We start from the raw sequence: 12,453 nt of genomic DNA on the forward strand, positions 1-12,453 counted from the left end.
CTGCGCACTTCGTGCGGCGGGGGTCCTGCCGTCCTGCGGAAAGATTTGGGGGCAAAGCCCCTGGCCTCCCCTACGTTCACTTCGCTGGCGGCGGCTACAGGGACCTACACTCTGTAAAAGCGCCGGGCTGATAGTTGCTTTTTATTGGTAGGGGCTCTTGCTAGGTAGGGACACTTACTAGTGACAGGCTTCGCCTGTGCGCTTGGTTTACGCTGCGCTGGTTTCTTTGTATTCGAAGACTGGTTCTAGGAGGTCTTCGATGTTGCAGTGGAGGGCTTTTGCTATGGCTCTTACGCTTGTTACCGAAGCTTCATTGATGTTTCTCTGGCGCTGCTCGTACATTTGGATTGAGCGGAGTGACACATCCGATTCGTATGCCAGATCTTGTTGGGTTTTCTTGAGCCTCTTTCTTGCTAACGCAAGCTTGGTTTGCCTGGACGCTTTTTTCGCCATATCGCAGACGAGGCGAGCCACGCGTTCCTCCGAGGCTTCGTGCCAGGGGTAGTACAGACTGCGTAGCACATCGAATGGAACGACATGCAGCAAATCTTCGAAAGACTCTCCTAGGCGCCACTGAAGGTATGCCAATATCCAGCCTGTCCAATATTCCGGTGTCTTTTCGAATCGGTAGGTTCGATTTGGCATCGGCCTTGATTGATAGCCCGACCTTTCGGCGATAAGCGCGAACAGCTCAACGCCCGATTTTCCCGACACTACCCATGCGTTGCCGCATTCGAACTCGCGAGCTACGCCGCTCAAGCAAAAGAGTTCAGCAACTTCCGATCCTTCTGCTCCATAATCGTTAACGGCATAGTCAAAGCAGTCGCCGAGATTGTTCATTGCGTCCTCGAGGTAGTAGACGGGGTATGTCCTACTCGGCCCACGATCCGTTAACTCTTGGATCATTCAAATCAACCCTCCCTGCCATCAAATCCCTAATGTCGACACCATCAGAGTCAAATCCGTTTACCGTATCCAGGTACTTTCGTCGAGCGTTCTGTTCTCGCTCAAATCGTTTGGGATAAAACTCAGCTCCCGAAGCCTGCTTCCAATCGCGGAACTTAATCGCCGAGAACGCACGCTCACTCATAAGCGCATATTGAATGCCCAAATCCCCCAAAAACATAATGCGCTGCAATTGCCTGAGCGAGATCATGCCGTTGACAAACTGTCTTGCAAACGAGAAATAGGAATCGTCTGCACGATAGCCTCGAATAACGTCATAGGGAGAAATATCAATCAGGCAGTTATCCAGCAGATAACGAAGCCCCTCGCGTGCTACTGGCGTTGAAACATTGAACTCTCTGTTATTCGCCAGAATTGCAAGCCAGTTGAGAATCGAGAACTCACCTGATTCCAAATCCAAAATCGCAAGGCCATCTAAATCAAGCTCATATCGATTGGCAATGCCATCAGACTCGGTCCGACATGCCCACTCCATTGCCATTTCCTCATGCGGTGTGCAATAAAACCCGCGCCCATAGTCATTGAATTGCCTGCATTTATCCAACGATGGATGCTCGACAACAACCTCCGACCCGTGCCAAAGCTCCATATCGACCTCCTAAAAAATATCACCTCAGCGATAGTTTACCAATAACTATCACTGAGGTGATATAGATAGGAGCTTTTGAAGGGCTGCAGCCTGACTAGAGGCAGGCCTCGGCGATGCGCTTTTTTAGTTCATCGATGCCGGTGCCGGTTTGGGAGCTTGTGATGATTACGTTTTCGGCCGGGACGTTGAGCTGCTTTTTGATGGCTGCTGCTTGGCGGGCCTGCTGGGTGCGGCTGAGTTTGTCGGCCTTGGTGAGGCAGACGATAAAGTTGAACTCGTTGCCCTGCAGGTAGTCGATCATGTCATGGTCGAGTTTACTGGGGTCGTGACGAATGTCCACCAGTGAGACGACCAAGTTAAAGCTGCGCTCGGAGTCGAAAAAGTCGCCGATAAGCTCGGCCCAGCGGTCGCGCTCGGCCTTGGAGCGACGGGCGAAACCGTAACCCGGCAGGTCAACGAAATGCACGTCGTCGGCCTCAAAGAAGTTGATGTTGCTCGTCTTGCCCGGCGTACTGGAAACCTTGACCAGGTTCTTGCGGCCAAATAGCTTGTTCATGATGGAGGACTTGCCCACGTTGGAGCGGCCGACGAAGCTCACCTCAGGGCAGGTGGACTCGGGAATCTGCGAAACCTTGCCGTAGCTGGCAACGAACTTGGCAAGCTGATAGTTAATGGAATCGGCCATGGACACTCCTTGGTCGTAGGTTCTTACAAATAGACGCGCTATTACGCAGCGGCAATGCGGCGGACGATATCGAGCGTGATGTCACTTGCGACACGCGCGTACTCGAACAGATCGAACTCTCGCTCGCAAATTGCATCGTACGCCTCGTCACAATTATCGCTGATAGCGCGCAACACCAGGCAATCGACACCATTTTTGGTTGCGACATGGGCAATTGCCGCGCCCTCCATGCCGACACAATCGGCATGCGTCGCCTCGATAGCGTCGTTGCGCATGGTGGCGCCCGTCACAAAGCGGTTGCCCGTGGCAATCGTGCCGACCAGGAACTGCTTGGTGCCCTCATTCGAAGCGACTGCATTTGTCGAAGCGTCAACAAACCCACGCTCAGCAAGCACTTCGGCGGCAATATCGACCAGCGCGGGCGTCGAGCCAAACTCCTCGAGCCCCGGTGCGGACTCAGCGATAAGCGCGGTATCGGTATCCAGATAGCGTAGGCGTTTGCCAATGACCACATCGTCGATATGGAGCTTGGGGTTCAAACCGCCCGCAATGCCCGAAAACACAACAGCCTGCGGAGCATACTTGCTAATGAGGTGCTGTGTTGCAGCGGCGGCGTTCACCGTGCCCATGCCCGCCGTTGTGGCGACAACTGTCAGGCCGTCGAGCTCACCGCTCACAACGGTCAAGCCTGCCTCCCGTGCCTCGCAAACGTCGCTCAGCTCTCCCTTAATCTGCATGATCTCTTTTTCGAGCGCACCGATAATCGCGATGGTAGTCATACCATTCCCCAAACCTATTCGAAATTCTCAACCACGGTATGGTACCAGCATTTTGTTTGACCTCGTCAAACGAACACGCTAAGCCAGTGCAGCTCGCGTATCAAACAGAGCCTTTGCAATCGCAGCCGTAACCTCGCTCGAACGGTCACTCCATGGCATCGATGTCATGACGCTCATGACATAGGTACGGCCATCGATGTCGATGTGGCCTGCATCGCATGTCGAATAGTAACCATCCTCGCTAATCCAGCCTGCCTTGTTGCGCACCAAAACCTGCTCGTCCGCAATGCCATCGCGAATAAACGAGCGCGATGTTGATGCCAGAAGGCCCGACAACCACTGTGAAGTCTCGGTATCCATGCTCAGATACTCGCTCATCTCACGCCATAACCTCGCAGAAGTGCGCGGGCAGTAGGTCGGAAAATCACTCATCGGATCCAGTGCCGTTTCGTCATCAACACCCAGATTGGCAATCCAATCCTCATAGCCATCATGGTCAAACGCCGCGCGTAACGCGATAAACGAATCGTTGTCTGAGTTGACGACGGCATTCTCGATAAGGTCGCGCACCGTCTGCCAGCCCATGCTGTAACCACCATACGTGGCTAAAGGCCCATCGAGCGGCACCTGCCCCGATTCGACCAACGTCTCGCAAATATAGAGCGCATACAGCGCTTTGTAGCTGCTCGCTCCATACACCTCGACATCGGCGTTATACGTCACGCCCTTACCGCTCGATAGGTCGTAGAACACTACACCCACATCGCCCAGCTCCTGCGCCCGACACAGGGCATCCTGGAGCGAGGCAAGGCTCTCATCCTCCAAGGCAGGAGTCTTGTTATCCACCAACGAGAAGGTCCGAACGGTATCACCCGAAGGGATATCGTTGAAGTCCGCCTTCGAAAGTCTCGTCTTGAGATCTGCCGTCGACAGAGCTTGATCTGCCGACGCTTTGGACTTTGAAACCTTCTCGTTTTGCAGCTGTACCGTTGACGCATCTGGGCGCACCGTTCGCTCCGAGGCGTAGGTTTTAACGGTAATTCCGAGGATAATAACCGCCGACGTTAGCATCCCAATGGCGGCAATCTTCCTCACGCGGATGCGAGCGCTGGCAAGGCCACGCGAAGACGTGCCCTTCGTCTTATATCTGCTGCCATGCTGCGGCACATACTCGTCCCGCGATGCGATGTTTCGCACGTGGTCTCCTGACTGCCACCGTTTATATACGAGCAGCATGATACCGAGCAGGCATTTCTTTCCAAAGATATTCAGCGGCGTTTAAGGTGTCTTTAAAGAAACCACAAGCGTATTTATCCAAATGGCACGATTCTGTTGCGCATCTCACCGCAACCCAGAGAGCAGTCTTTTTAGGACGGGGCTCTTTAGCAATCAACTAGGTGCCCAGGGGCACTCATTTAAGTCCGTCCCCAATGAGTGCCCTTGGGGAACGAAAATGGTACGCTAGCCGATGGCGTTTTTTAGCTCCGCACGGCGCTCTTTCATGCCGGTCATAACGGCATTGCGCAGCTCGGGCATGCGAGCGGTATCCATCTGGGGCACGCCCTCAAGCTTATAGGGAATCCCCAACTGCTCATATTTGACGACACCCATGGTGTGATACGGCAGCATCTCCAGACCGACCACGTTGTGCCATGGAGCGATGAGGCGACCGAGTGCCTCGCACTCCTCCACCGTGTCGGTAATGCCCGGCACCACCACGTGGCGGATAACGACCTTGATCTTGCGACGTGCAAGTTCATCGCCGAACGCCAAGATGCGTGCGGGATCGCAACCGGTCAGCTTTTTATGCTCGACCGGGTCGGCATGCTTAATATCGAGCAGTACCATGTCGGTCTCGTTGAGCACGGCATCGAACTTCTCGGGGTGGTTGGGGTCAAATGCATAGCCACAGCTATCTAGGCAGGTATGTACACGGCCATCGGGGTTGTTATGCATAGCACGAAACAGATCGGCCAAAAACTCGGGCTGCAGGAGCGGCTCGCCGCCGGACACCGTAATGCCACCGCTGCGATAGAACTCGTGGTTACTCTGGAACTCATCCATCAGGTGTTCGACGGTCACCATGGTGCCGCCGTTGACCGACCAGGTATCGGGATTGTGGCAATACGCGCAGCGCATGGGACAGCCCTGAACAAACACCACAAAGCGGATGCCGGGTCCGTCGACCGTTCCCATCGTCTCGATCGAATGCACGCGGCCAAGGGCAAACGCAGAGTCCTCGGGACGAGCGTCCACACCCTCAAGCGTCATTTCTGCCATTCGCGCTACCTTGCCTCTCCTTGGATGCAACCAATTAAAATGCCAGAGTCATTCTAGCCCATGCGTTTGCGTTTAAACGTCTCGGACTAGAACGGCACGTTTTAATCTATCCCCCATCACCATGGCTGGGGGCTACGTCGAGATGTCAGGCTGAAGAACGCTCGCCTGCGGCCTTTACGCCTTAAGCGTGAGCACCGCACCGAAGGCGGTCGGGCCGCAATGGCTCGAGATGACGCCGCCGACCTGAGTCCAGGTAACGTCCTTAAAGCCCAGATCATGCGCATAGACCTCCATGTCATCGCGCAGCTCCTGGGAAAGGCCCACCGAATACGCCAGGCCAATGTGCGAGTAGTCAATCTCGCCCTTCGCAACCATGTGGTCAATAAAGGCGCGGGCGCACTTGAGCATAGAGCCGCGGAACTTCTTGGTCGCCACGAACTTGCCGCCTGTCACCTCAATACAGGGCTTAATCTTGAGCAGATGAGCGCCTAGGAACGCGACGTTGGACAAGCGACCACCCGCCTTAAGGAAGGCAAGGTCGGTAGGAACAAAGCCCAACAGCACGCGGTCCATGACGGAGTTCGTAAATGCAAAGATCTCGTCGACGGTGGCATCGGGGTGAGCCTCGATGTATTTGGCGGTCTCGACGACAACGAGCGACTGGCCCACCGAGACAAAGCGCGTGTCCATGGAGAACACGTAGTCGCGCCCCTGGGCCGCAATCTTTGAGGACTGATGCGAACAGGTCGTGGCCTCGGAATATGCAAGATGCAAAATAGTCGCGTCGGGTTGCTCGGCATGGATGCGGTCGTACACATGCGCAAAATCCGCTGGCGAACAGCCACTGGTCTTGGGCATCACACCAAACTCGTTGCAGCGCGAATAAATCTCGAGCGGATCGATCGAGCCGTCCTCGACGGTCTCGTCACCAATCGTGACATGCATGGGCACGCGCACGATGCCGTAGCGCTCGCAGAGCTCCGGCGTCACATCCGACCCAGACTCAACCACGATTACATACTTGCCCATTCTTATCACGACCCATCTCGACGTTGGCTTTTCAATACATGACATGCGCGCCGCGCTGTTGCACAACGGCATCTAAGCGCCAAAGAGACGCCGCCCTTTGCACATAACAAAGGACAGCGTCTCCCTGGAAAACTCCGTGCTTAACTGAGATTTTACACGGTTTATTAAGGAGTGTTACTTATTCCGCAAACGGTCGCTATACGCGATAAACGGTAGTTGGCCGCGGCAACTGCGACGCATTCCGCCCAACAAGTCCAATCGTGCTCCATGCACGGTTAATGAGCGAGGCGGTAGAAATCCATCGACGCCGCACCCTCGGCGTGCAGCGCCATCGCCGGAACCGCCGACGAATAGGTACGGCTCGTAAGTGCCGCCTCACCGCCGTTGGCAAAAATCTCGACCATCGTAGTGTCCGAAAGCACGCGCAGGTCGCGAAGCTCGCCGAGCTCAATCGACCTCTGGTCGCGCCCATAGCCTTCGTCACCCATGTCGAGGGTAAGCATCCCGTCCGCATAGCGCACAAAGACACCCTTGCGAATCTCGAGCTCAACCATCTTGGCGCCCTCACAGGAAACCACGAGATCAAACAGGCGGCCCGGCTCCTCAACGGTTTCACCGCCTGTCGTGCGAACGCAGTCGCCGCGCATCCTCTCAATCTCGTGCGCCGGCTGCTGGCAGAGCTTACCATCGCGCATGCTCAGCTCTCGCGGCACCGTCAACGCGCACTGCCACCCGCGCGCCACCGTCGGGTTTTCCGCCGTCGCATCGGGGCAACCCGACCATCCGATCATCAATCGCCGGCCTGCAGCATCCTCAAAGGACTGCGGAGCATAGAAATCAAAACCGGCATCGACCATCGGGGGCATGCCCTTCCCGACGATTTTAAAGCTCGGCGCCTCCCAATCGGCCTCGATGGGGAACCACACGCACTGATGCGGATTGCGGTAACGCCAACCATCGGCAGGCACACCCTGCGGACAGCAAACGAGAATAAGCTCGCCATCGAGCTCAAACAGATCGGGGCACTCCCACATAAAGCCAAACTTCTCGCCTAACTCAATGCGCGTCGCATAGCTCCAGTTCTCAAGATTGCGCGAGGTATAGACAAGCACGCAGCCACGGTCGTCTTTCGTACGAGCGCCCAGAACCATGTAGTAGATACCGTCGTGTTCAAGGATCTTGGGGTCGCGCACGTGCGTACCGATATCGTCGGGGCAATCGACCGGCCCAGCAGCTATGCGCTTCTCGCCCAATTCGTCGGGATTCTCGGCAACCATATGAATCTGGTTTTGCTCACGGCCCGTCAACACGTAGTCGTAATCATCACGGTCAAAATGCTTAACGTTGCCGGTATAGAAGTAGTGAATCTTGCCATCACGTACAAAGGCAGAACCAGAATACGCTCCACTCGAATCCAAATCGGAATCGGGGAACAGCACGGGACCGTGATTCTCGTACGTCACAAAATCCTTTGTCGTCAGATGGTTCCAAAGCACTGGACCGCCATGCGCAGCATCGAACGGATCGTATTGATGATAGATGTGATACGTATCACCAATCTGAACCAAACCATTGGGGTCGTTGAGCCAGCCAAGCTCAGGCTCCACATGGAACAAAAGCCTATCGGGGTCGGACGCGATGCGAGCCACCGTCTCATCCTGTCCGGCACGCCACTGCTCATAGTCCGCACGCATCACCTTGTTTTTTTGATTAAACATCGCCATTGACCTTCTCGTCTATAGGAAAGGACGCTCGACTCACACGAGCCGAACGCCCTTCCCCAAATGGACTTATCCGCACATTACGCTGAACGGCTCAACTAGAAGCTAACGTCGAAGCCAGCGCCAGCGCCCTCTTCATCGGTGGTCGGCACGCCCTTTGCCTTGTTGTAGGCAAAGATCAAGACGATCGGCACGATGAAGGCGATGAGATTGCCAGCCACATACCACACGAGCGTCTCGGGCGTAACGATGAGCAGGCCAAGCACGCCGGTCAGACCCTGACCGATGGCGCGCACCTCAAAGAGCTTCACGAAGGCACCGCCGCAGCCTGCACCGATGCAAGCGCAGATGAACGGGATGATCGAGTAGCGCATGTTTGCAGCAAAGATTGCGGGCTCGGAGATACCGACCAGCGTCGGGATAAAGGACGACATGCAGATGTTGCGCTCTTTGGAATGCTTCTTGTGAATGAGGTACATGCCGATGGCGCCGCCGCCCTGGGCGATGATGGAAACCGACCAGATTGCCTGGATGTAGTTGAAGCCAGTCGTGGCAACGAGGTTTGCCTCGATACCCTGGATGAACTGATGCGTACCGGTAACGACGAGCGGCTGCAGGAATGCGGCAAAGACAAAGGCACCGAAGACGCCCATCCTGTTGTACAGGATATCGATTACACCGGCGAGGACGTCGCCGATCAGGTTGCCGAGCGGGCCGAACACGGTGAACAGGGCGACGTTAGCAAGAATCAGGGTAACGGTCGGGACAAAGACGAACGAGACGACCTCGGGGATGTACTTCTGGGCAATCTTTTCGACCTTGGCCATAAACCAGGCAGTCAGGATTGCAGGGAACACGCCGCCCTGGAAAGCAACCATGGGAATGGAGAGCGGACCAAAGTTCCAGTACTCAGCACCCGTCGGATCCATAACGAACGTGTTGCGGTTCATAAGGCCCGGGTGAACCATGACGATACCGACGAGGATGCCCAGAATCGGGTTACCGCCAAAACGCTTCACCGCGCTGTACATAACCAGGACAGGCAGGTAGTCAAACGTGGTGGCGATAATGGCAAAGAAGCTTGCGAGGTTCTTGAGGAACTCGCTGTGGTCGGCAAGGCTGCCCTCCATGCCAAAGAGGCCGTTGGCAACGATCAGCGACTTAAGGCCGATGATGATAGCAGCGCCGACGAAAGCGGGAATGATGGGGATAAAGATATCCGAGAATACCTTGAGGACCGAGAAGAACTTGCCCTTCTTGTCCGCCTCGGCGCCCTTGACCTCGGAAGCGCTGATCTCCTTAACGCCCGTCAGAGCCATAAACTCATCGTAGACCTTGTTGACGGTACCGGTACCGAAGATGATCATGAGCTGGCCGCTGTTGTACAGCACGCCCTTGACGCCATCGATGTTCTCGAGCTCGGCCTTGTTGTACTTGCTCGTATCCTTGAGCACCAGACGCAGACGCGTAACGCAATGCGTGGCGCCCTCGATGTTCTCCAGACCGCCGACGTTATCGACGACTTGCTGAGACACTACTTTGTAGTCCATGTTCCTCTCCATTCCCTTACGAAATCATAAAACGTTTTGATGCCATTACAGAGACGCGATCGTTGCATTTGCGCACTTGAGCGTACCGTCGGTGACCGTCAGCGCCACACCCTGGCCCTGCTTATTGCAGAAGCGCGCGTTAAGCGCAACATCATCGACAAAGATGGTCGCGATATCGTCGTCAACGACCAGGCGCACATGATGAGTGCCCTCGCCCTTAAAGAACAACGGACGCTCGAGGCCCATGTTGTTGACCTGGAACCACGGATACTGGGGGGCCGCCGTAAACTCGAGCTTGCCCTCACGCAGGTTGGCGCGGAACTCATAGGCAAGACCGGACTCGGCGTCCTCGGCAAGCTTCACCGAGAAGCCGGCAGCGTCACCGGCGAGCTCGATGTCGGCATCGAGCATATAGGTGGAACCGGCATCCGCGGCGAGCACCTGCTCGACCTTGCCCGACTCGCAAGAGAGCTCAAAGGCCTCGACTGCCTTAGCCTCGCCAAAGGCGCCAAGCATGCTGTCAGGAAGCTTGGTGCCGAGCGTTCCGTCGGCACGCTGAACGATCTCGAGGGGCATAAAGGTGCCACCCCACAGGTAAGAGCTGGGGTCGCCGCCCTCGTCACGCGTAGGAACCCAACCAAAGAGAACGCGGCGCTCGCCGTCAAATGCGGTACGCGCGGCATAGTACGCGCGGCCATCGAAGGAATCGTCCGCAGGAGTGATCCAAGGACCGTTGATAGAGCGAGACATGCGGTAACGGGTCTTGTTGCCATCACTGTACTCGGAGAACACCAGATACCACCAGTCGCCCATCTTAAAGAGATCAGGCATCTCGAACATGGTGTACAGGCCCGGATTCCACCAGTCGCCCTGGAACTCCCAGGTATCCAGGTCCTTGGAGGTGAACTTGACCAGACGACCGGTCATCAGACGCTTGTCCTCGCCCACACGCGTGCCGAGGATGAGCATGTACTCTTCGTTCTCCTCATCCCAAAGCACAAAGGGATCGCGCCAGTTGCGGTCATCGTAACCCTCCTGGGGCGGAAGCAGCGTCTCGGCGATGTTCTTCTCCCACTTGACGGCGTCGTCACTCGTTGCGTGAAGAAGAACCTGCTTCATCAAGCGTGCCTTGACCTTATCGCGATTGCAACCAGTGTAGAGCGCATGGTACTTGTCGCCCACCTTAAACACCGTGCCGGCATAAACATACTGGTCGACTTCCTCGTCGCCGCCACGCTCAAGGCTCTCGCCAAAGTCTTTGTAATTGACGAAGTCCTTGGTTGTCGCGAGTGCCCAGCCAAACGGCTCTCCGAAAGGTCCGGGGTTTCGCGTGTCACGCTGATGATAGAGATAGAACGTGCCGTCCTCGCCGTACGGCATGATGTCGCCCACCCAAATTCCCTCAGGCTGGTAATACACCTTGTGCATCCGAGACTTCCTTCCCACGTGATACTAACTCGGTACAACTGCAAGATATGTCAATCGTTTTCATATGTCAAACGTTTTCACACCAATACGTCTTTTCGCAGTTCCAGTCGTCGGCAAACGGTTGACATATGCCGGCGAACGGTCATCAGAGGCGTTTGAGGAATTCTTTTGGCACGGGATGAACTACGCGGTTTTGCCCTCAATGAGTTCAACGGGGAGCTTGGTATTCGATTCGGGCTTTTCACCGTTAACAAGAGCGATGATGGATTGCGCCGCGAGCTCTCCGATGCGATCGATATCTTGACGAACGGTTGTTAAGTCAGGCATAAACGTCATAGTGCGGCGGGCGCCATCCGCGCCCACGACCTTAATATCGTCCGGAGCGCTCAAGCCGCGCTGCTTCATCACGTTAAGACAGATAGCCGCCATCGTGTCGTCTCCCGCAAAGATGCCGTCAATATCGGGGTTCTCATCGAGGATCTTCGCAACGACCGCACTCTTTTCGTCATCGGACTTAACGAACTCGACCTCACGGACAAGCGCGGGCAAACCGGCCTGCTCCACAACATCGTGGTAGGCATCGGTACGCTTATTGGCAGGCATGCGCATGCGGCTATTGTTGCGCAGGCACAAGATGCGCGAACACCCGTCATCAATCAGGCGACGCGTGGCAAGTTCGCCGATGCCATAGCTGTCGCTCGCAATCTGAACAGAGGCCTCGCCAAGGTCGCAGTCGATACCAACCAGACTCAAGCCCATCTCGGCATACGCCTCGGCACCGATATTAAGCGAGTTGACGATGACGCCATCAACCATATTGCGTCGAAGCATGTCGATATAAGAGCGCTCAAGCTCGGGTCGATTGGCGCTATTGCACAGCAGCATCTTAAAACCGTTTTCGGCCAGGGTATGCTCAATGACTTGAACCACTTGGGCATGAAACGGACTGCTGACATAGGGGACGATCATACCGATAAGATTCAGGCGACCGTTGAGCATGGCACGAGCGATATCGTTGGGCGTATAGTTGATGCGCTTCATCGCGGCATGGACCTTATCGCGGGTCTCTTGGCTAATATAGCCACGATTATTAAGCACACGAGATACCGTAGTAGGCGAAACCCCCGCCACCGCCGCAACTTCCTTGATGCCAGGCTTAGCCGAATCCTTAGAACGAGCGCCCTCGCGAGCCATAGCACCCTCCCCCATCAACATGTCATACGTTTACATACGAACAAAGCATACCCCAACAACAGCGGGAAGACGGTAACAGCACAAGTAAGTAAACGACTCATCCAAATAATTAGGAGAGTTCCGCCTAAAGGGTGACTACACAGGACCCCCGCCGGGGCTGTTTGGGCTATCTCCCAAAAAATTCCGCAGGACGCAAAGAGGCTCGCCGCACGAAGTGCGCAGCGAGCCTCTT

The 12,453-nt window shown here is 55.6% G+C and carries 11 protein-coding genes; all 11 read right to left on the reverse strand.

Features of this window, described 5'->3' with window-relative positions:
- Nucleotides 1–207: 207 nt before the first annotated feature.
- Entirely contained in the window at nucleotides 208–840 is a 633-nt protein-coding gene (locus PMX21_RS09165) for a helix-turn-helix transcriptional regulator (RefSeq protein ID WP_196025699.1), read from the reverse strand.
- Between the two features lie 31 nt (nucleotides 841–871).
- Nucleotides 872–1,555: a DUF3990 domain-containing protein gene (locus tag PMX21_RS09170; RefSeq protein WP_117758363.1), complete on the reverse strand. Its 684-nt coding sequence runs from the start codon at nucleotides 1,553–1,555 to the stop codon at nucleotides 872–874.
- A gap of 94 nt (nucleotides 1,556–1,649) precedes the next feature.
- Entirely contained in the window at nucleotides 1,650–2,240 is a 591-nt protein-coding gene (yihA, locus tag PMX21_RS09175) for a ribosome biogenesis GTP-binding protein YihA/YsxC (RefSeq protein ID WP_006234871.1), read from the reverse strand.
- Nucleotides 2,241–2,281: 41 nt separating this feature from the next.
- Entirely contained in the window at nucleotides 2,282–3,019 is a 738-nt protein-coding gene (gene mtnN, locus PMX21_RS09180; protein ID WP_271759203.1) for a 5'-methylthioadenosine/S-adenosylhomocysteine nucleosidase, read from the reverse strand.
- A gap of 78 nt (nucleotides 3,020–3,097) precedes the next feature.
- Nucleotides 3,098–4,216: a serine hydrolase gene (locus tag PMX21_RS09185; protein ID WP_271759204.1), complete on the reverse strand. Its 1,119-nt coding sequence runs from the start codon at nucleotides 4,214–4,216 to the stop codon at nucleotides 3,098–3,100.
- Nucleotides 4,217–4,480: 264 nt separating this feature from the next.
- Nucleotides 4,481–5,299: a pyruvate formate-lyase-activating protein gene (gene pflA / locus PMX21_RS09190; protein WP_271759205.1), complete on the reverse strand. Its 819-nt coding sequence runs from the start codon at nucleotides 5,297–5,299 to the stop codon at nucleotides 4,481–4,483.
- A 174-nt stretch (nucleotides 5,300–5,473) separates the two neighbouring features.
- A complete protein-coding gene (locus PMX21_RS09195; RefSeq protein ID WP_229107860.1) occupies nucleotides 5,474–6,328 on the reverse strand; it encodes a DegV family protein in 855 nt (284 codons plus the stop codon).
- A gap of 275 nt (nucleotides 6,329–6,603) precedes the next feature.
- Nucleotides 6,604–8,046 (reverse strand): glycoside hydrolase family 32 protein, encoded by a 1,443-nt coding sequence (locus PMX21_RS09200; RefSeq protein WP_271759206.1) that lies wholly within the window; start codon nucleotides 8,044–8,046, stop codon nucleotides 6,604–6,606.
- 101 nt (nucleotides 8,047–8,147) lie between these two features.
- Nucleotides 8,148–9,599, reverse strand: coding sequence for a PTS transporter subunit EIIC (locus PMX21_RS09205; protein WP_271759207.1), 1,452 nt, complete (start codon nucleotides 9,597–9,599; stop codon nucleotides 8,148–8,150).
- Between the two features lie 45 nt (nucleotides 9,600–9,644).
- Complete coding sequence (locus PMX21_RS09210; RefSeq protein WP_117743236.1) at nucleotides 9,645–11,027, reverse strand: family 43 glycosylhydrolase; 1,383 nt, start codon at nucleotides 11,025–11,027, stop codon at nucleotides 9,645–9,647.
- A gap of 183 nt (nucleotides 11,028–11,210) precedes the next feature.
- The gene (locus tag PMX21_RS09215) at nucleotides 11,211–12,221 is read right to left on the reverse strand and encodes a LacI family DNA-binding transcriptional regulator (protein WP_252204578.1); all 1,011 of its coding nucleotides are present in this window, start codon (nucleotides 12,219–12,221) and stop codon (nucleotides 11,211–11,213) included.
- Between the last annotated feature and the right edge of the window lie 232 nt (nucleotides 12,222–12,453).

The organism is Collinsella aerofaciens, assembly GCF_028209885.1.
Classification (GTDB): domain Bacteria; phylum Actinomycetota; class Coriobacteriia; order Coriobacteriales; family Coriobacteriaceae; genus Collinsella; species Collinsella aerofaciens_BA.